Origin of the sequence: Litorivicinus lipolyticus, assembly GCF_009650135.1 — a bacterium.
Classification (GTDB): Bacteria; Pseudomonadota; Gammaproteobacteria; order Pseudomonadales; family Litorivicinaceae; genus Litorivicinus; species Litorivicinus lipolyticus.
The window spans coordinates 1,811,729-1,831,297 of the sequence record NZ_CP045871.1 but is presented as its reverse complement, the minus strand read 5'-3'; the positions used below and the strand labels follow the sequence as shown (position 1 = coordinate 1,831,297).

The 19,569-nt window shown below is 59.3% G+C and carries 17 protein-coding genes; 13 read left to right on the top strand and 4 right to left on the bottom strand.

Annotated features, from left to right (window positions below; translation table 11 throughout):
• Positions 1-100: 100 nt before the first annotated feature.
• From GH975_RS09265 to GH975_RS09255, 3 genes are all read left to right on the top strand, one after another.
• On the top strand, positions 101-757 hold the full coding sequence (locus GH975_RS09265; RefSeq protein WP_153714251.1) for a LuxR C-terminal-related transcriptional regulator: 657 nt from the start codon (positions 101-103) through the stop codon (positions 755-757).
• Between the two features lie 128 nt (positions 758-885).
• On the top strand, positions 886-5,829 hold the full coding sequence (locus tag GH975_RS09260; RefSeq protein WP_170272612.1) for a retention module-containing protein: 4,944 nt from the start codon (positions 886-888) through the stop codon (positions 5,827-5,829).
• Positions 5,830-5,854: 25 nt separating this feature from the next.
• Positions 5,855-7,123: a TolC family outer membrane protein gene (locus GH975_RS09255; RefSeq protein ID WP_153714249.1), complete on the top strand. Its 1,269-nt coding sequence runs from the start codon at positions 5,855-5,857 to the stop codon at positions 7,121-7,123.
• Here the strand turns inward: GH975_RS09255 and GH975_RS09250 are convergent.
• Positions 7,115-8,230: a 1-acyl-sn-glycerol-3-phosphate acyltransferase gene (locus GH975_RS09250; protein WP_153714248.1), complete on the bottom strand. Its 1,116-nt coding sequence runs from the start codon at positions 8,228-8,230 to the stop codon at positions 7,115-7,117. The genes GH975_RS09255 and GH975_RS09250 overlap by 9 nt on opposite strands.
• Positions 8,231-8,287: 57 nt before the next feature.
• Here GH975_RS09250 and GH975_RS09245 point away from each other — a divergent pair, with 57 nt between their 5' ends.
• Positions 8,288-8,929 carry a uracil-DNA glycosylase gene (locus GH975_RS09245; protein WP_153714247.1) on the top strand — a complete coding sequence of 214 codons (642 nt, stop codon included), beginning with the start codon at positions 8,288-8,290 and terminating at the stop codon, positions 8,927-8,929.
• Here GH975_RS09245 and ygfZ read toward each other — a convergent pair.
• Positions 8,907-9,686 carry a CAF17-like 4Fe-4S cluster assembly/insertion protein YgfZ gene (ygfZ, locus tag GH975_RS09240; RefSeq protein WP_153714246.1) on the bottom strand — a complete coding sequence of 260 codons (780 nt, stop codon included), beginning with the start codon at positions 9,684-9,686 and terminating at the stop codon, positions 8,907-8,909. The genes GH975_RS09245 and ygfZ overlap by 23 nt on opposite strands.
• Positions 9,687-9,757: 71 nt before the next feature.
• On the opposite strand from ygfZ, the gene GH975_RS09235 reads away from it, so the two are divergent.
• Both GH975_RS09235 and GH975_RS09230 read left to right on the top strand, forming a co-directional pair.
• A complete protein-coding gene (locus tag GH975_RS09235) occupies positions 9,758-10,021 on the top strand; it encodes an FAD assembly factor SdhE (RefSeq protein ID WP_153714245.1) in 264 nt (87 codons plus the stop codon).
• Positions 10,018-10,248: a hypothetical protein gene (locus GH975_RS09230; protein ID WP_153714244.1), complete on the top strand. Its 231-nt coding sequence runs from the start codon at positions 10,018-10,020 to the stop codon at positions 10,246-10,248. Before GH975_RS09235 ends, GH975_RS09230 begins: the two co-directional genes overlap by 4 nt.
• Here the strand turns inward: GH975_RS09230 and nadB are convergent.
• Positions 10,229-11,821 carry an L-aspartate oxidase gene (gene nadB / locus GH975_RS09225; protein WP_153714243.1) on the bottom strand — a complete coding sequence of 531 codons (1,593 nt, stop codon included), beginning with the start codon at positions 11,819-11,821 and terminating at the stop codon, positions 10,229-10,231. The two genes, GH975_RS09230 and nadB, sit on opposite strands and share 20 nt — an antisense overlap.
• Positions 11,822-11,993: 172 nt before the next feature.
• The gene (locus GH975_RS09220; RefSeq protein WP_153714242.1) at positions 11,994-12,455 is read right to left on the bottom strand and encodes a transporter substrate-binding domain-containing protein; all 462 of its coding nucleotides are present in this window, start codon (positions 12,453-12,455) and stop codon (positions 11,994-11,996) included.
• Between the two features lie 335 nt (positions 12,456-12,790).
• On the opposite strand from GH975_RS09220, the gene rpoE reads away from it, so the two are divergent.
• The 7 genes from rpoE (at position 12,791) to lepB (ending at position 19,564) form a co-directional block, all read left to right on the top strand.
• Positions 12,791-13,399 (top strand): RNA polymerase sigma factor RpoE, encoded by a 609-nt coding sequence (rpoE, locus tag GH975_RS09215; protein ID WP_153714825.1) that lies wholly within the window; start codon positions 12,791-12,793, stop codon positions 13,397-13,399.
• 41 nt (positions 13,400-13,440) lie between these two features.
• Positions 13,441-14,043 (top strand): sigma-E factor negative regulatory protein, encoded by a 603-nt coding sequence (locus GH975_RS09210; RefSeq protein WP_170272611.1) that lies wholly within the window; start codon positions 13,441-13,443, stop codon positions 14,041-14,043.
• A gap of 59 nt (positions 14,044-14,102) precedes the next feature.
• Positions 14,103-15,023: a MucB/RseB C-terminal domain-containing protein gene (locus GH975_RS09205; protein WP_153714240.1), complete on the top strand. Its 921-nt coding sequence runs from the start codon at positions 14,103-14,105 to the stop codon at positions 15,021-15,023.
• Entirely contained in the window at positions 15,020-15,439 is a 420-nt protein-coding gene (locus GH975_RS09200) for a SoxR reducing system RseC family protein (RefSeq protein WP_153714239.1), read from the top strand. Before GH975_RS09205 ends, GH975_RS09200 begins: the two co-directional genes overlap by 4 nt.
• Positions 15,440-15,519: 80 nt before the next feature.
• Positions 15,520-16,905 carry a DegQ family serine endoprotease gene (locus GH975_RS09195; RefSeq protein ID WP_153714238.1) on the top strand — a complete coding sequence of 462 codons (1,386 nt, stop codon included), beginning with the start codon at positions 15,520-15,522 and terminating at the stop codon, positions 16,903-16,905.
• Positions 16,906-17,008: 103 nt separating this feature from the next.
• Positions 17,009-18,811, top strand: a complete 1,803-nt coding sequence (gene lepA / locus GH975_RS09190; RefSeq protein ID WP_153714237.1) for a translation elongation factor 4 — start codon at positions 17,009-17,011, stop codon at positions 18,809-18,811.
• Positions 18,812-19,564 (top strand): signal peptidase I, encoded by a 753-nt coding sequence (gene lepB / locus GH975_RS09185; RefSeq protein WP_211365801.1) that lies wholly within the window; start codon positions 18,812-18,814, stop codon positions 19,562-19,564. It begins immediately after the preceding gene.
• Positions 19,565-19,569: the final 5 nt, after the last annotated feature.

The following is a 19,569-nucleotide window of genomic DNA, read 5'->3' as shown; positions in this document are numbered from 1 at the left end:
CGTGACACCCAGCGAGTCTTTGTAGCCCTCAACGGGCGCAATTGGGTGGGGCAGCCAACGCCTGGTAATTTAGCGCTTGATTGCGCAAGTAGGTGTAGTAATGAAAGTAGTCGCGTGCAGTACTGACGATCGATTGTGCAACAAGTGGATCCAATCACTGCAACCAGTGACGGACGTATTTCGAACGCCTTCGCTGGCTGCCTTGGGTGCCTATCTGGCCGCGGCGAGCCCGGACCTGGTTGTGCTTCATATGGATGGCCGCGAATGCAACATTGATGCGGCGGTGTCGCTGATCCTGGAAAAAGACCCCCTCCACGTTTTTGTGATCGACGACAACCCGAACGACGAAGATGGGTTGGTCCTCCTGAAAGCGGGCGTTCGTGGGTATGCCAATTCGGGCATCGAGCCGCGCTTGTTACAAGCTGCCGTTCAAGCCATAACCCGCGGCGACGTTTGGGTTTCGCGCCGTTTGATGCAGCGATTGGTCGAAGACCTGATCGACGGCAACGAGCGTGAAGCGGCTGATGATCCGCGTCTGGATAGTTTGACCCCGCGCGAGCGAGAGATCGCAGAGATCGTCGCCGAAGGCGCGTCCAATAAGGTCATTGCAGCGCGTCTGAATGTGACGGAGCGAACGGTTAAGGCGCATTTGACGTCGGCGTTTCAGAAGACCGGAACTCGTGACCGCTTGGAGTTGGCACTGTTGATCAAAGGCCAGTTGCCACGGCAGCAATCAGCCGGTCGCTTCGTAATGTAGTTCGCGACCAAAAACCGTGACCTAGGTCCACAAAGGCGCCATTGACAGTACTTAGGTACGAACGTCGATAGGCGCCTTTTTCGTATTGTAGGACGGTACTACTTTTACCGTTTGATAGAGGATTGACCGTGGCCATAAGCAGCAGCGAAATCGGTATTGCCGAGCAGCTCGTCAGCCAACCCATTTTGATCGACGTCAACGGCCAGCAGAGTATTTTGCGGCCGGGCGACGCAGTGCCATTGGGTGCGACGATTCAAACCGACAATCTGTCGTCCGTCACCGTGGTGATGGCGAACGGGCTGCGATTCGACGTCGGCCGAAACTCTGAATTTGTGCTCGAAGAAACCGGCGCCAACGAAGCCTTGTTGCTTCAGGTGGCCGCCGAGGATGAGCTGGACAATGTTGAGCTAATCCAGGCCTTGATCGCGGCTGGGGCCGACCCATTCGACTTGTTGGATGCGACGGCGGCCGGTCCTGCGGCAGGCTCGATTAACAATGCGGGCGGCACGGACACCAATTCGGTTGACCGCACCGGGCCGACGACCCAACCGGGCACCGACTTCGAAACCTTTGGCGCGGATGGCGCGGGTTTGCGGTTCGGCGCTGGCACCCTTGAGGGCGGCAACCTGGCACCGGTGGGTGCCAACATCACCTTGGGCTTGCTGGAAGGTGCGGGTGAGGGCGTCGCGCTGGCCTTGTTTGGCGGCGCGACCGTGGTTTCGGATCCGGATAACGTGACCGGGGATCTGCTTGTGACCTTTGAGGTCCCGGGCGCTGACGTCGGTCAGTTCTCGTTGCCGGATGGCACGCCGCTGACACCGGGCTCGACCGCGTCAGTCAGCGGCAACGATTTTAATGGATTGCTGTTTACGCCATCGCCGGACTCGAATAATGAGCAGACGGGCGGCCCGATCGTGTTGGCATACAGCGTCGAAGATCCCAGCGGTGCCAGTGATACGGGGTCTGTGACGATTAACGTGTCGCCTGTCAATGATGCACCGATTTTGGCGGTCACTGACCTGTCCGCCAGCGAGGACGGCGTCAGCGTCAGCGGCACGCCGACCTTTGCCGATGTGGATGTCAGCGACGAACACAGCTTCACCGTCACCCAGCCGGCCGAGGGCACCGTCACCATCGATGCCGAGACCGGCGAATACACTTTTGTGCCCGGCACGGGTTTCCAAGATTTGGCCGCGGGCGAAACCCGTGTGGTGACCTTTGACGTTACCGTGACCGACGACAGTGGTGCGGCCAACGCGGGCGCAACCGAGACCGTTAGCGTTACCGTGACCGGCACCAATGATGCGCCGACTTTGGTGATCACTGACCTGGCCGCGAGTGAAGACGGCGCCGGCGTCAGCGGCACGCCGACCTTTGCCGATGTGGATGTCAGCGACGAACACAGCTTCACCGTCACCCAGCCGGCCGAGGGCACCGTCACCATCGATACCGAAACCGGCGAATACACCTTTGCCGCCGGCACGGGTTTCCAAGATTTGGCCGCGGGCGAAACCCGCATCGTGACCTTTGACGTCAGCGTGACCGACGACAGTGGTGCGGCCAACGCGGGCGCAACCCAGACCGTCAGCGTCACCGTGACCGGCACCCATGATGCGCCGATCATCAAAACCGCGCTGAGCACCACGGGATTAGCCGTTGAGTACTATGGCGTTGACAGTCAAATCAACAATTTGAGCGAGTTTAAATCTATCGTCAGTGGCAATCCTGCGGATGCCACCTTCACATCGTCCGGCCCCAACTACGCAGTGGGCTCCGGCACGGTTAGTAGCGGCAACCACCTGCAAAATTGGATGGGTGGTGATGCGGCGTCGTTGAGTAACGACCCAGCATCCACCAGCGATGGCGGACTTTATATGCACGGCCAGGTCTACCTAGAGGCCGGCAGCTACACCTTTAAGTCCTATACCGATGATGGCCTCGAGCTGACGATCAATGGCGAAAACGCCGGCACCTATGCGGGCAATCGTGCGCCGGGCACCACAATTGACGCCACGCCGGTGGTGATTGCCGAAGCGGGCTATGTGCCTGTTGAGCTGTTTTGGTGGGACCAGGGCGGGCGCTATGTGCTGGAAGTCGGCGTGTCCAAAGACGGCGGTGAGTTTGTCGCCTTCACTACGGATAACTTCGCCATGAGCTCGGACATTGTCTTGACCGAGAGCGACACTGGGCTGACCACCGTTGGTAGCTTTGAGGTGTGCGATGTCGATTTGACGAACCAAGTCAGCGCGACGATTGATACGACTCAAGTCACCACCTCGGGCTTTGATATTGGTGCACTGGATGTTTCAGCCATGCTGAGCCTGACCGGATCGTCACCGGTGGTCAGTGATGACGCCACCGAGGGTCGGGTCGACTTCGAATTTGACAGCGTCAATGAAGCATTTGATTTCTTGCCTGAGGGCGCAATGCTGACCCTGACTTACCCCGTCAGCATCACCGATGGGACCGCGACCGTGACCCAAAACGTGGTGATTACGATTGTCGGCACCAACGAGGCGGCGATCATTGGTGGTGATTCGAGTGGTTCGGCCATTGAAGGGGACGTGCCGGTTGTGATTAGCGGCACCCTGACCGCGACGGATGTTGACAACCTAGACGACAGTTTCAGCGCTGAAACCCTGGTCGGTGCCAACGGCAGCCTGACCATAACGGACGGCGGAGCCTGGACCTATACAGCGGCCAGTGCCTTTGACGGTCTGGCGGCCGGCGAGGTGTTAAGCGAAACCTTCACGGTGACGTCGATTGACGGCACCGAGCACGACATCGTGGTCAGCATTACCGGCACCAATGACGCGCCGGTAGCTCAGGACTTTAGTGTGGCGCTGGGCAGTGCGGACAACGCGGCGGTCGATTTTGCCATCGATCAACGTGTCACCGATGCCGAAGACGACAGCAACCCGGCTGATACGCCGACCGTGGTGATACAAAGCGACCCGAGTTTGGGCGTTTTAATTGACGGGCAGGGCAACCTGGTTGGCGTCGGTGATACCGTCTCGTTATCCGAACTGACCTACGCGGTGGACCCACAGTTGATCACGGATGGCAGCGTCATGCTGGGCGCGACCGCGCTCGTCAATGCGGGGCTAGACAGCTGGGGCATGGCAGTTGGCCAAGCACGCGAACTCGACTTAGGGGCCGGCGTCAAAGTCGTGACCTCGGTTGCCAACGGCGACGGTGCGCTGGATTTGGCGCAGTACTCGACGGGGTCGGGCCACATCGGGTTTGGTGTGGCCGACGCCACTGGCTCCGGCTTGAACTCGGGTGAAGTGATCACCGTCGATTTTGTTGGTGCCATGGCCACCGGCTTCAGTGCCGGTTTGGACGGCATGGGCAATCACTTTGTTCCAACCGGCTCGTGGGTCGTGGTCACGGTGACCTATACCGATGGCACGTCCGACAGCGCCAGCTACCAAAAGCCGGCGGCCTCGGTCGATCTGTTCCACGAGGTTGTGGTCGGCAACTCCGCATCCGCGTTTATCAACACCGGCGGATTGCTGATCGACAAGGTCGAATTTGGTACCGATACCAGTGGCATCTATAACGGCAGCAACTGGGAGTTGCGCTACCTTGATGCGGACTTGGATCTGAGTGACAGCTTTGATTATGCGCCGGTGGATTCCGGCGGGCTCGCGGGCAATACCGCGACCGTCTCTATCGACGGGGTCGAGGGCGGGTTGGTGATCGCAACCCACTCGAACGACCCCATCGTCGAGTCCTTGATCGAGGGTGATGAAGCCCTAGTCGTCGACAACGGTGAGATCGTTACCAGCTCGCTGTTGGCGGCCCCGGGTGCGTTGATTGACGGTGATGGCATTGGCATCGAATTGACCGATGTCAGCCAGGCCGGTGGCTTTACCTTTTATGCGGATAACCTGAGCGTGGATGTGGCGGGCGACGGCAGTGTCAGCTACCGCTATGACTCGGGCGACGAAACCTTTGACGACCTGGATGTCGGCGAGTCGGCTGAGGCAACCTTCACGGTGACCCTGTCGGATGGCGTGCGAACGGTGACCCAGGACATTGTGATCAATGTTGCCGGCACCAATGACGGTCCAGTGTTCGAAGTCGATCCGGTCGCGCGCAATGCCGGCTACGATGCGCCGCAGGCGTCCACGGGTGGCGTCGCGCTGTGGGAAAATAGCATCAGTATCAACACGGTCGAGGGTGGCCAAAGCATTAACCAGCTGGTGTTGAGCGTCGAAGGCGTGGTCGATGGCGCCGCCGAAGTGCTGCAGGCGTACGGCAAGATTCCGTTGCTCGATGGCGCGGCGGGATCGATCGTTTACAAATCCGTCGGGTATGGCTTCAACGTTGAAGCGAGTGCTGACGGCCTGTTGACTGTAACGCTGAAGCCGACGGCGTCGTCGGGATGGCTGGTCTCAGATGTCGAGGACTTCATCGGCAACCTGTGCTACGTCCACACCGACGCCGGCGCTCAGACCATCGGTTTGCGCAGCATCACCATTGACAGCATGTCCGATACCGGTAGTGCCGGCGACATCGCGCATACCACGGCACGCGCCTTTGATGACCTAACCTCGGATGTTTGGGTCGGCACTCAATTGGTCGACAGCGGACAGGACAATATTCATAGCGGCGCCGGCAACCTAGCCGACGGCGACCACGGGGGCACCAGCGCCACCGAGATGATCGTGTTTAGCGACATGACCGATGCGGCAATCGCCGGGGATGCCAACGGCGGGGCGTATGAAAACGACAGCCTGTTGCTGAGCGGCAACGGTGGCGACGATCTGTTTGTGGCGATTGATCGGGATCTTGGTGGCAACCCCATCAAGGCGGTGATCGACGACTTCGAAGCACTATTGGGGGACGATTCGGCGGTGGGTGACGATAGCCTCGACTTGTCGTCATTGTTCACCGACGACACCGCCGTCGGCTCGGTTGATGCATCGGGAACCGACACCGTGGTAACGGTCAATGCCGGTGTTGGTGGTGAGTTGCTGGCATCCGTTACCCTTGAGGGGCTCGACTTGGACGGAAGTACGTCGTTCCAACAGCTCGTGGACGAGAACATAATCAAAATCGTTTAATTGAGACGGTTATCTAGGAAACAACATGAAAAAGCTGTTAGCCATCGCAATCTCGATCACCCTGTCCGGTGGCGCCATGGCGACAACCTTAACCGACGCGGTGAGCGAGGCCCTGGCCTCGCATCCGGACCTGCAGGCGGCCCGCGCGGGTAGCCGCGCCAGCGAGCAAGACATCAACGTGGCCAAGGGTGGCTTGCGTCCGCGCTTGGACTTAAACGCCGGCGTCGGCCGCGAGCGAACCAACTCACGCGGCACTGGTTTTGACAATGTCAGCCTGCCCCGTAAAGAGTTGGGGTTGAATCTAATCTGGGCAATTTACTCGCCGGTCGAGCGCGGTGAAGTTGCGCGCCGCATGGGCATTAGTGAGTCCGTCGCGGCCGCATTGGCCGACGTTGAGCAACAGGTCGTGTTGTCGGCCGCCGAGGCCTATACCAATCTGTGGCGCGCCGAGCAGCAGCTGGCGATCGCCAGTCAATCACGCAGCGCCCACGAAACCTTGGTCGACCAAATCGGGAGACGTGTCGAAAATGGCGTCAGCACGGGCTCTGAATTGGTTCAGGCCCAGGGTCGACTGGCCTTGGCCCTGTCCAATCAGACTGCGTCGATGGCAAATCTGCAGGATGCGCGTTCCAACTATCATCGCGTCATCGGCGTCATTCCTGAACAAAACATCAACATGCCGGTGATGCAGTGGACGCGGCCGGCGACGCTAAATGCGGCGGTCGATCGTGCATTTGAAAACCACCCGGTGATTGCCGAGGGTCAAGCGGACATTCGCGAAGCGATGGGCCAGTTAAAAGTCGCGGATGCGGCTAACCTGCCCCAGTTCACCGTTGAGTTGGGGACTAACCGCAACGAGAATATTGCCGGGGTCGAAGGCGGTAATCGCAATCAACTCGCGATGCTGCGGATGAATTGGAATCTATACGCGGGTGGCGCCAATGGCGCCGGCGCGCGCGCCGGTGAAGATCGCTTGGCCCAGGCGCAACATTTGCTCAACGATGCCCAGCGAGAAGTGGTCGATGCCACGCACCAGTCTTGGCATGCGTACACCTCGACCACTCAGCAATTGAACTACTTGGGTCGTTACGTGGATGCTGCCGCGCAAAGCCGCGAGGCCTATGCACAGCAGTTCACGATTAACCGGCGTTCGTTGTTGGAAGTGCTGGATGCCGAGGTCGAGCTGTTTGATGCGCGTGCTGCGCTGGTGAATGCGCAGGCCGACAATATCGTTGCCGATCATCAACTGGCCGCCTCGCAAGGCGACTTGGTTGCGGTGCTCGAACTACGCTAAATGCGCCAGTTCGTCGGCGGATAGCTCGGGTGCAGCGTAGTTCTTGATCAGCTGCGCCCGGGCCGCTTCTGGACAGTGGGCCAAGCGTTCGTCCAATTTTGACGATGGGCTGGTGTGCCCGCGCAGGCGTGACGCGGCGGCTTGGTTGGTTTCCCAGGGTTCGTAAAGGTCGCGCATCTGATTGTCGATGGCCGCCGCTAACACGCTTGGGTCGGCCAGCGTCGCCGGATCGGTAATTGGCGTGCCAAAAGCGACTTTTACGCGGCCTTTGTGACCCTTGATCCCGAGCACGATATTTTCCAAGTCTTCCGAGTCGGCTTTGTCGTAACCGCCCTCCAGGGCAGTCTTCCAAAGCTCGACGGCCTTGGCGCTGTCACAGGGGTCAATTTCGTAACTGATGTAAACTGGCACGATGTGCAGTGTCGCCAGGTAGCCGGCGACGCCGTCGGCGTGCTTTCGGCCGGCCATCGAGACCATTTTCAAAATCGCCGGATCGGTCCGGTCAATGCCGTCTTTGGCCCGGCCTTCTTTTTGCGCCAACCACACGGATTGGTTTTCGTGGGTGATCGAGTGGCCGATGTAAGCCGACAGTTGGCCGACGACTTTCGCCAGCTCACGCGGCCCGGCGACGTTGCGCCGAACGATAAAGCTCTTATTCAAGCGCATCAGGTCTTCGACAAAGGGTTGCTTGATCAGGTTGTCGCCAATGGCAATGCGCACGGTGTCGCGGCCTGCGCTGTGCAGCGACCAATTGACCAAGGCCGGATCCATGACGATGTCGCGGTGGTTGGAAATGAATAGGCAGGGGTGCTGTGGCAGTGCATCCAAGCCTTCGACCACCAGATCGTCGATGGTGGTCTTGACCACGCGTGTCATAAAGGGTGCGACCCGGTTCTGTAGGTCCTCGATGGTGTTAATGCGGCTGAATTGGCTGCGCAGTCGGTTGCGCGTCAAAAACCGGGCGACCCCGGGTGCGATCATCGACAGGCGTGGCATCCCCAGGCGCGCGACGCCGGCTAAAAACGGAGGACTGTCGAGCAAACGCGCTAGCGCGGGTTTAACGTCGGCATCGGAGTAGGGGGCGATATTCGAGAAATCGTGAGTCACGGTTCCGTCCGTTGTTTTATGATGGCGCGATTCTACGCATCTGGTACCCGTCCGACTATGTTTTTACCAACATCATGGCATCCGGTGGCGAATCGGCTGCCGCCTGACTACCTTGCGCAATTGGCGGCACGCCTACCGACACCCAGCTTTCCGCCCGAGTCGCAGTGGTTGCGGGCCTATCAGCTGTGCCCTGCGGGGGCGACTAAAGTTGTGATCATCGGCCAAGATCCGTACCACGGTCCTGGGCAGGCCGAGGGCCTGTCGTTTTCGGTGGCGTCGGGGAAGTGGCCACCGAGTTTGACCAATATATTCAAAGAAATGTGTGATGACCTCGGCTGTCAGCCCCCGTTCAGCGGGTCGTTGGTGGGCTGGGCTGAGCAGGGTGTGCTGCTGTTGAATCGGGTGTTGAGCGTGTCGCCCGGCCGAGCAAATAGTCATCAAGGGCTGGGCTGGGAGCAGCTGACCCAGGCGACCATCGAGTATTTGGCGGCGCAGCCGCAACCACGCGTGTATTGGCTGTGGGGCAAGGCAGCCCAAGGCTTGGCATCGTTGATCCCGGCGCATCAGTTGGCACTGTGCGCGCCGCACCCATCGCCGCTGTCCAGTTACCGTGGTTTTTTTGGTTCAAAACCGTTCTCCCAAACCAATGCGTATTTGCAGGCCCATGGCCTGACGCCTATCCGTTGGAGCGACGTTTAATCGGCGACGTGATGGGGTAGGGCAGCGACGGCTCGGTAACGCGCCCGCCGGGGCACTCGCAGGCGCTGATGCTCGGGTCCATCACGGCAATGCCATGGTCGCCGGCAACGTGACATAGGGTGCCGACTTTGCGGCCTTCCAGGCTCAAATCACCGGGCCTGCAGTCACCGCTGAGCGTGACCCGATGTGCAAATTTTTTGACCTTGCCCAAGTGTTCGGTGCGGGCGACCACTTCTTGGCCGGTGTAGCAACCTTTGGTAAAGCTGATGCCCCCGGTGGACTGCAGGTTGAGCTGCTGCGGGGTGAAGGCCTGGTCGGTTAGGGTGTCGACCCACGGCAGGTTGTGTTCAATTCGCAGCGCCTCCCAGCCGTCCGCAGCGTCAGCGGCGGGGCTTTCGGACCAGCTCTCAAACAAGCCGTTGCCGAGGGCGATGCTGATAGCTTCGCTCCCAGGCTCGGTCAGGCCGACCCCATGCCAGTCCAGCGCCTCGATCGAGCAACCGAAGAATGGCAGGTACTTGGCCAACGCGCCGGACAGCGCCTGGACGCGGTCTTTGGGCACACTCAGGAGGACGTCGTCGCCGCGGCGCGCGACCCCGAAACTGGCGACCATACGGCCTTTGGGCGTGCACAGTGCGCCATTGACGCCGGTGCCATCATCCAGCGCGCGTACGTCAGCGGTGATCTGGCCTTGCAGTAAAGCGAGCGGATCGCGGCCGTGTATTCGGACCAGTTGCCAGTTGTGCAATGCGTACAAGGTCAGCTTCCTAAGGTGGTTTTCGTCTTGATCTATATCGGTACAATGCGGCCACTTACAAGGAGTAGGCCATGATTTCTGATGTCGAATTTCGCCGCCTGATTTGGCATAGCCGCCGCGGCATGCTCGAGCTGGACGTGCTGCTGGGCCCGTTTACACAGTTGCACTTCAAAACTTTGGACGACACTGACCAGGCCCACTACTTGCGGTTGATCGAGGGCGAGGACGCGGATATCTGGGGCTGGTTACAGGGCACATTGGCACCTGCGGATGCGGACATCGGCCGCATTGTCGCGATGATCAACGAAAAGGTCGGGGCCGGCCTGGTGCGTTGAACGCGTTGTGCTATCGCAGCTGGCGGGGGCATGTCCGCACCCTGCATTGGCGTGGCGACTCGTTAATTGATCGGCACGGGCGCGAACGGCGCCCGGTGCTGGGGGCCTTTGTCAGTGCCGGCTTAATCATTGCCCTGTTTGCGGACGGTGCGGTTATCCGCGTGCGTCGCCACGCCTGCCCGGTGGATGCGGCCTGGGCACGGGCGCTTAGGCTGCTGGATCGATGATGGTTGGGGCGCCGGCGCCGGTGTTCTCAGGGTAGTCCAGGCTGTAATGCAGCCCGCGTGATTCTTTGCGCTGCAACGCACAGCGCACCATCAACTCGGCCACCTGGACTAGGTTGCGCAGCTCCAACAAATTGCCGGTGACGTGGTAGTTCGAATAAAACTCATCGATTTCCGATTGCAGCAAATTGACCCGGTGCAGCGCGCGTAATAGGCGTTTATCGGTCCGCACGATGCCGACGTAGTCCCACATAAAGCGGCGTGCTTCATCCCAATTATGGCTGACCACGACGTCCTCATCCGAGTCTTTGACTTGGCTGTCATCCCAGGGCTTGATCGCCCCGAGGTTGATCGCCGGCAGCGACGCCCGACCGATGTCGTGAGCCGCCGCGCGTCCCCATACAATGCACTCAAGCAGCGAGTTGCTGGCCATGCGGTTGGCCCCGTGCAAACCGGTGTAGCTGACTTCGCCGGCGGCATACAACCCGGCGATGTCGGTGGCGCCGTTACGGTCAACCATGACCCCGCCACAGGTGTAGTGCGCCGCCGGGACCACGGGAATGGGTTCGCGGGTGATGTCGATGCCGTGTTCGGCGCATTTGACGGCAATGGTCGGGAAATGTTTGCGAATGAAACCCGCCGGCTTGTGGCTGATGTCCAGGTACAGGTGCTGGGCGCCCAAGCGCTTCATTTCAAAATCAATTGCGCGTGCTACCACATCACGCGGTGCCAGTTCACCCCGCGAATCGTGCCGGTGCATAAAGGGTTCGCCGTCCGGCAAGGTCAAACGTCCGCCTTCGCCGCGCAGTGCTTCGCTGATCAAAAAAGATTTGGCGTCGGGGTGGTGCAAACAGGTCGGGTGGAACTGGTTGAATTCCATGTTGGCGACCCGGCAACCGGCGCGGTAGGCCATGGCAATGCCGTCACCCGAAGCGCCAGCCGGGTTCGAGGTATAAAAATACACCTTGCTGGCGCCGCCGGTGGCCAAAATGACCGCTTTGGCGGCAAAGGTCTGGACTTGGTTTTTACCCAAGTGAAAGGCGTAGACACCCTGAATGCGACGTTGATCGCGGGCCAGGCTGCGGTCAACAATCAAATCAACGGCCACGCGCTGATCAAAAAAGCGCAGGTTGGAGCGGCTGTGTGCCTGGGCCAGCAGGGCGCGATGGATTTCCGCGCCGGTGGCATCGGCCGCATGCAGTACCCGGCGATGGCTGTGGCCACCCTCGCGGGTCAGGTGGAATTTGCCATCGCTTTCGTCGAAATGGGTGCCCTGCTCAAGCAGCCATTGAATGCTGTCCTCACCGGCGTTGACGGTATGGCGGACCGCGGCCTCGTCGCACAAGCCGGCGCCGGCAATCATGGTGTCTTGAACGTGTTCTTCGAGCGAATCGGTCGATTCGACGACCGCGGCAATGCCGCCCTGAGCCCACGGGGTGCTGCCGCCAACCGCGTTTTTCGACAGTATCGCGACACTCAAGTGGGCGGGCAGGTCGATCGCAGCGGCAAGGCCGGCGGCGCCAGACCCTAATATGACGACGTCAAAGGTGAACGGGCGGTTGGTTGGTTTAGGCATCGATCCGGCTCGCGAGTAAGTCGCCGGAGTCTACCCCAGTCACTATCAAATCTTTAGTCGGTTGTGATGATCGGCAAGCTTAGGTTGAAACAGGTCCCGCGCTGGCGCTCGCCACTTTCGTCGATCAGCCGCAGCCCGCGGTTGATGTCGGTCAACAGGGCAGTGCGGTCTTTTAACACCGCGATACGTGATGTGCTGGTCGCCAGCGGTTGGCCGGGGGGGGGGGGGTTAGGTTTTCAATGCCGAGTTGCTGGATCAGGTGCAGCCCGACCCAGTTGTCGACGAGGATACCGTCCAGCGTCCCGACGCTGACCGCGCGCAAACCGTCGCGTAGATGATCGATATCGACCGGGATGGCGCCGTCAATGCGGGCCACCAGTTCGGCAGGAAAACTGGCGCGTTCAGCGCCGATGCGTTGGCCGTTGAGGCTGTCGGCCCCAATCAAATCCAGCCGTTCGGTGCGCCGGAACAGGGTGAAATCGGTGGCCAGCAGCGGATCGGAAAATGCCATGCGTTCGAGGCGTTCAGGGTTTGGGTTGATTTGCATCAGCGCGTCGACGTTGCCGGCAAGCAGTCGATTTTGCGCCTCGGCCCAGTCCATGGCGTCAATTTTAACGTCTAAATCGGCGGCCATCGGTGATGGCCTAGGTCAGGTCAACCACGAGTCCGCGCGGCTGTCGATCGACGTAAATCATCGGTTCCAGGTGTGCGTTGCCTACGAATGTCAGTGTGTCGGCCGTGGCCCACGAGCACAGTAGCGGCAGCACTAGGAGGGGAAGCTGTCGTTTCATGCGCAGGTTATGCCACAGCCGCGGCATTGGGGTTGCGAACCAGTCGACTAACTAACCGGTACCGGACTTTTGTCCAATTTGGGCCTATGCTTTGTCGGAACTTTCCTGCGCCGCCCCGGTCTATGGGGGTAAGCGATAAGGAATCCTTATGACGGCCACGGCGACTGTTTTGCCCCTAATGAAAGTTAGCCCCGAAGATCCCGATGACGTGCTGGTCAGCCAAGCCGGCAAGGGCAATGCGCGCGCGTTCGAATACCTGGTCAAAAAATACCAGCACCGCGTGCTGGCGTTAATTGGGCGCTACATTCGTGACTCACACGAGGCCCAGGATGTCGCTCAGGACGCCTTTGTTCGGGCCTTTAAGGCGCTGCCTAATTTTCGTGGTGATGCGCAGTTCTACACCTGGTTGTATCGAATCGCGGTCAACACTGCGAAAAATCACCTGGTCTCGCGCGGTCGGCGCGCGCCGACCACCGACATCGACATTGCCGACGCTGAACAGTTTGACTCTGCCGATGCCTTGCGCAGCCATGATTCGCCGGAAGCGAATGATCGCCGTGACCGTCTAGAGTTGGCGGTGCGCAAGGCGATCGCCGAATTGCCTGAAGACCTGCGGGTTGCATTGACCCTGCGCGAACTGGAAGGCAAAAGCTACGATGAAATTTCGGCGATCATGGCGTGCCCCGTTGGCACCGTCCGTTCACGCATCTTTCGGGCACGCGACACGGTGTCTGCGAAAATAGAACCCTACATGGAGGGAACTTTCCGTGAGGGTCAGGGTCAATGAGCCGTGAAACGATTATTTTGCCAGCTAGGGAAGTCGCCCGAATGAACGATAAAATTAAAGAATCTTTGTCGGCACTGGTCGACGGCGAATTGGATGCCTTCCAAACGCGCCGTGTGCTGCAGGAAGCTGACAAAGACGCGTCGGTTGATACGGCCTGGGATTCGTACCAACGAATCGGCCGGGTAATGCGCGCCAGCGCTGACGCGGAAATCGATTTGAGCGCCGGCATTATGGCCCAGATCAGCGGCCAGGTAGTGAGCGACGACGTATCGCCTCAAACGCCGGTGCAGACGCGCTGGATCCAGCGTTGGACCGGTCAGGTTGCGGTCGCGGCGGGTGTGGCGGCGGCCGTGCTGGTCGGTGTTAACGTGACCAGCCCGGTGGCGACGCACGATGTGCTGGCCAACCAGTCGCAGGCACCGATTTATGTAGCGCCGAACCAAAACCCGTTGGCACTGCCTGCGACGACCTTTGTGCGCCAAAGCGCACCGGTGGCGCCGATTAACGAAAATCTACAAGCGCAGCTTAAATCCCAAATCGATGGATATCTGGTACGCCACGCTGAAAATGCCGCGGCCAGTGGTGGCCAAGGTTTGTTACCCTTAGCGCGTGTGATGCAAACCAAACCCGAGGACACCAATTGAGGCGTTTGACCCAATGGATCCAAAGGGCGGCATTAGCCGCCCTTTTTGTGCCTGCCGTCATGGCAGCACCGATGGCCACCGACCCCATGGCCGACAAAGTCATGGCGCAAATGAGCAGCGCCTTCAATAGCCGTGCCTGGACCGGTAGCCTGGTCTACACCAAGGGCCAGCAGATGGTGTCGTTGCGGGTGTATCGGGACATTGTCGCCGGCCAACCGGTCGAGCGGCTGGAGCGGCTGAGTGGCGAGCCGGTGCAAATGATGCGCCGTGGTAATTGGTTGCTCGGGCTGTACCCGGGCAAAGAAGTTTTGCGTCAAGGCTACCCGGTTCCGAGCGCTGCGCTACCGCCGCTGGGACAGCGGCTAACTCACATCAAAGGTCATTACACCTTATCGATACTGGCGGATGCGCGGGTGGCCAATCGCACCGCGGTGCCGGTCAAGTTGACCGCCACCGATGACCTGCGCTTTGATCGCATTTATTGGTGTGATGCCGAAACGGGGTTGATGCTGCGCAGTCAGACCTTGGACGGCGAGCGTATTTTGGAGCAGTTCGAGTTTTTGGATGTGACTATGAGCGAGCCGCTGGCCGACGACCGTTTGGTGGTCGACGCGCAGGGAATGGAGGTGTTTCGCCACCCCTTGGTCCCCAGTGCCTCGGACCTGCTGAGCAACATCGATCAACTCCCTAAGGGCTTTATGCCGATCAGTCAGAGCACGGACCCGGATACCGGTGTTAGCCAGCTGGTCAGTGACGGAGTGTCCTTGGTGTCGATATTTTACGAGCCGGTCAGCAACGCCTCGATGCGCGTGCGTGCCGAAGACGGCCCGACCCATGCGCTGAGTCAGTCCGTCGAAACTGCGCTCGGATGGATCAAGGTTACCGCGGTCGGCGAGGTGCCCATGCGGACCTTGGAAGCCCTTTTGGGTGCTATTGATGTGACCCGCATCCCGCTACTTTTTAAACAGGACGCTTCATGACTCCAGTCAACCACTGCGACACCCAACCGGGTAAAATTATCGCCGAGCGCCCAGGGCAGGTCGCGGTGATGACCCACGCCCGTGGCGGCTGCGGCCGTTGCCGCCAGCCCGGAGGTTGTGGCCGTCCGATGGACGAACGCCCGACCACGACCTGGATCGACAACGAGGCCGGCTTTGAGGTCGGTGATGCGGTCGAATTGAATGTGGCAACACCGGCCCTGGAAAAAGCCGCCTGGAGCGCCTACGGGATTCCCTTGGCCGGTTTAATCGTCGGCGGCGGGCTTGGGGTCGCCTTTGGCGATGCGGTGTCGGTTGCGCTGGGATTGGCGGGTCTGTGGTTGGGGCTGGGGTATGTTCGTTTGCGCTCGCATCGATTGGCGCCACAGATGTGGATCACCCCGGTTAACAAATCGTAACCGCCGGATCCTTGGACTGCCGGAACCCTAGCCCCAAATTAGAATCTACTGGGGCAACCCTGCAAACAAAAGGAAGACGCATGCAACGCATTTTAACTCTGCTGGTTCCGCTGTCGCTTTGGGTGGGCGCGGTCCAGGCCGCACTGCCTGAATTCACTGAACTGGTAAAGCGGGTATCCCCGTCCGTGGTTAATATCTCGACCACCAACGTCATCGAACAGACCAGTGCCGACGATCCGCGTATGGATCAGCTGCCCGATATTTTTCGCGAGTTTTTCGGTAACCCCCAGGGACCTCGGGGCTTTGACGCGCCCGGTGGCAACCGCCCGGAGCCGCGCTCGCTCGGGTCGGGCTTTATTATCAGCGAAGACGGCTATGTGCTGACCAACAACCATGTGATCGAAAACGCCGAAGAAATTATCGTGCGCTTGAATGATCGCAGCGAGCTGGTCGCGACAGTGGTCGGAACGGATCCGCGTTCGGACTTGGCGCTGTTGAAAATCGACGGCGACAATTTCCCGGCGGTTGAAATGGGCCAGGCCAGCAAACTCGAACAAGGCGAGTGGGTGTTGGCGATTGGCTCCCCGTTTGGCTTCGATTATTCGGTGACGGCGGGCATTGTCAGCGCCATTGGCCGTTCACTGCCGCGTGAAAACTATGTTCCCTTCATCCAGACCGACGTCGCCATCAACCCGGGTAACTCGGGCGGACCGCTGTTTAACTTGGACGGTGAAGTGGTCGGTATCAACAGTCAAATCTATACCCGCTCTGGGGGCTTCATGGGTGTGTCCTTTGCGATTCCGGTCGACATGGCGATGGACGTCGTGGCCCAGTTACGCGACACCGGCGAGGTCAAGCGCGGTTGGTTGGGCGTGTTGATCCAGGAAGTTAACCGCGACTTGGCGGAATCCTTTGGCTTGCCTAAACCCCAGGGCGCGCTGATTGCCCAGGTCATTGCCGACGGTCCTGCGGCAAACTCGGAGCTCAAAGCCGGTGACGTGGTGCTGACGTTTAATGGCAACGACGTGATGCGCTCCAGCGAGTTGCCGCCCCTGGTTGGTCGTGTTCGTGCCGGTGCCAGTGTCCCCGTTGAAGTCTGGCGCGATGGGTCACGCCAGACCATCAGTGTGACCGTCGGCGAACTGCCGGATGAACGCGGCATTGCACAGGCCTTTGGGCGCGGCAATACCAGTGCATCGGTCGCCGGCTTGTCCGTCGAAAGTGTGCCGGACACCCTGAAGCAAGAATGGGATATCGCCGGTGGCGTACTGATTAAAGGCATTACCTCGCGGCGCGCCCAAGCCGCGGGCATTCGCGTCGGTGACGTGATTTTACAGATGGCCGGTACCGAGATCGCCGACGTCGCGGGCTTCCGGCAACTGATGAAAGATCTAGAAGGGCGTGGTCGCGTGCCGGTGCTGCTGGTGCGTGACGGTAACCCGACCTTCGTGTCGCTGCGCCTGTAAACGCACCCCACTCAAGCCATTCGCGGGCTTGGCCGCACCTTTATCGGGTGCGTTCAGGCCCGTTCCTCTTTATACTTTCGCCCGAATTCATGAGGACTTCAGCTTGAGCAGCGACCTTTCGCACATCCGTAACTTCTCCATCATCGCCCACATTGACCACGGCAAAAGCACACTGGCTGATCGCTTTATTCAGCACTGTGGTGGTTTGACTCAGCGTGAAATGGCTTCGCAAGTCCTTGATTCTATGGATATTGAGCGCGAGCGTGGGATCACAATTAAATCCCAATCCGTAACCCTGAACTACACCGCCGGCGACGGCCAAGTCTATCAATTGAACTTCATTGATACGCCCGGGCATGTTGATTTTAGTTACGAGGTTTCGCGTTCGTTGGCGGCCTGCGAAGGCGCATTATTGGTCGTTGATGCCGGTCAAGGCGTCGAAGCACAGTCCGTGGCTAACTGTTATACCGCCATCGAACAGGGCTTGGAGGTCATGCCGGTCCTGAATAAAATGGATTTGCCCCAGGCCGAGCCCGATCGCGTCAAGCAAGAAATTGAAGACATTATTGGCATCGACGCAACCGACGCGGTCCAGTGCAGTGCTAAATCTGGCCTTGGCATCGAAGAGGTGCTCGAGCGCTTGGTCGAGGTGATTCCGGCCCCTGTGGGGGACGTTGATGGGCCGCTGCAGGCGCTGATTATCGATTCTTGGTTCGATAACTACCTCGGCGTGGTGTCGCTGATTCGCGTCACTGAAGGCCAAATCCGCAAGAAAGACAAGTTCGTGATCAAAAGCACCGGGGTCACGCACCAGGCGGATCAAATCGGCATTTTCACGCCGAAACGTACGATCACCGATAGCCTCAAGGCTGGCGAAGTTGGATTTTTGGTCGCCGGCATTAAAGACATTCACGGCGCCCCGGTCGGTGACACCCTGATCAGCGTGGCGAAGCCGGATACCCCAGCCCTGTCAGGCTTTCAAAAGGTTCAGGCGCGCGTGTTTGCGGGCTTGTTCCCGGTCAGTTCGGATGATTTCGAAGACTTCCGCGAGGCGCTCGAAAAGCTGACCTTGAACGACGCCTCGTTGCACTACGAGCCGGAAGTGTCGGATGCGCTGGGCTTTGGTTTCCGCTGTGGATTCCTGGGCATGTTGCACATGGAAATCATCCAGGAACGCTTGGAGCGCGAGTACAACCTGGATTTGATCACTACGGCGCCGACCGTAATTTACGAAGTGGAAATGAACGACGGCTCGGTGGTTCAGGTCGACAACCCGTCACGCTTGCCTGACCTTGGGCGCATCAACGAAATGCGTGAGCCAATCGTCCAGGCCAATATTCTGGTGCCCCAGGCCTACCTGGGCAACGTCATCAGCCTGTGCGTTGAAAAGCGTGGCACGCAAAAAGACATGCGCTTTTTGGGCAACCAGGTGCAGATCAGTTGGGAGCTGCCAATGGCCGAAGTGGTCATGGACTTCTTTGACCGCCTGAAAAGCGTTAGCCGAGGTTTTGCCTCATTGGATTACCATTTTGTACGGTTCCAAGAAGCCAAACTGGTGCGCTTGGATGTGTTGATCAACGGTGAACGCGTCGACGCGTTGGCGGCCATCGTGCACCGTGACCACAGCACCAATCGTGGTCGTAACCTGTGCGAAAAAATGAAAGAACTGATTCCGCGTCAGATGTTCGACGTGGCCATTCAGGCCGCCATCGGTGGGCATATCATTTCGCGCTCGACGGTTAAGGCGCTGCGTAAGAACGTCACGGCCAAGTGCTATGGCGGCGACGTGTCGCGTAAGAAAAAGCTGCTTGAAAAACAAAAAGCCGGCAAAAAACGCATGAAGCAAGTCGGCAGTGTCGAGATTCCGCAGGATGCCTTCCTGGCGGTACTGAAAGTGGACAATTAAGTGGAAAATTTTGATTTTGCAGCGGCCCTATTTTGGGCTGTGGTGGCCACCGGGGTGCTGTGGATTTTCGACAAATTGGTGACCGCGAAAAAACGCGTGCCCCAAGACTCGGATCCTTGGTGGGTTGAATACGGGGCGGGCTTTTTCCCGGTCTTGTTCGTGGTGTTTGCGGTCCGCAGCTTTGCCTACGAGCCCTACCAAATACCGTCCGAATCGATGATGCCGACCTTGAAAGTGGGCGACTTTATTTTGGTCAACCGCTGGACTTATGGCCTGCGGGCGCCGTTGTCGGGCGACGTCATGATTCCCATCAGCGAGCCCGAGCGTGGCGACGTGATGGTCTTCCGTTTCCCCAAACAGACCAACGTGGCCTACATTAAAAGAGTGGTGGGGTTGCCAGGTGACGTCATCGAGCTGAACAACAAGCGTCTGACGGTCAACGGCCAGGCGGTTGAGTTGCAAGGCGTAACGGGACCTGAAATCCCGGTTCGTGTTGACCAGTTCACCGAGACGATGGGGATGCACCAGTTCCCGACCTGGCGCGACAAACTACGCCCGGCGCGCGATGGACGCTGGGTTGTCCCCGAAGGCGAGTACTTCATGATGGGTGACAACCGGGATAACTCCAATGACTCGCGCTTTTGGGGCTTTGTGCCGGATCACCTGATTATTGGTCAGGCGGTCTCGGTTTGGATGCACTGGGACGAGTTTTTCAGCCTGCCGAGTTTTGCAGATGTTCGCTCGATTCCGTAGGGGGC

Coding starts and splice junctions, on each gene's coding strand:
- GH975_RS09210 (WP_170272611.1), top strand. CDS start 13,441: ATGAACGATAAAATTAAAGAATCTTTGTCGGCACTGGTCGACGGCGAA.
- GH975_RS09195 (WP_153714238.1), top strand. CDS start 15,520: ATGCAACGCATTTTAACTCTGCTGGTTCCGCTGTCGCTTTGGGTGGGC.
- rpoE (WP_153714825.1), top strand. CDS start 12,791: ATGAAAGTTAGCCCCGAAGATCCCGATGACGTGCTGGTCAGCCAAGCC.
- GH975_RS09200 (WP_153714239.1), top strand. CDS start 15,020: ATGACTCCAGTCAACCACTGCGACACCCAACCGGGTAAAATTATCGCC.
- GH975_RS09235 (WP_153714245.1), top strand. CDS start 9,758: ATGATTTCTGATGTCGAATTTCGCCGCCTGATTTGGCATAGCCGCCGC.
- GH975_RS09205 (WP_153714240.1), top strand. CDS start 14,103: ATGGCAGCACCGATGGCCACCGACCCCATGGCCGACAAAGTCATGGCG.
- GH975_RS09255 (WP_153714249.1), top strand. CDS start 5,855: ATGAAAAAGCTGTTAGCCATCGCAATCTCGATCACCCTGTCCGGTGGC.
- GH975_RS09245 (WP_153714247.1), top strand. CDS start 8,288: ATGTTTTTACCAACATCATGGCATCCGGTGGCGAATCGGCTGCCGCCT.
- nadB (WP_153714243.1), bottom strand. CDS start 11,821: ATGCCTAAACCAACCAACCGCCCGTTCACCTTTGACGTCGTCATATTA.
- GH975_RS09265 (WP_153714251.1), top strand. CDS start 101: ATGAAAGTAGTCGCGTGCAGTACTGACGATCGATTGTGCAACAAGTGG.
- GH975_RS09220 (WP_153714242.1), bottom strand. CDS start 12,455: ATGGCCGCCGATTTAGACGTTAAAATTGACGCCATGGACTGGGCCGAG.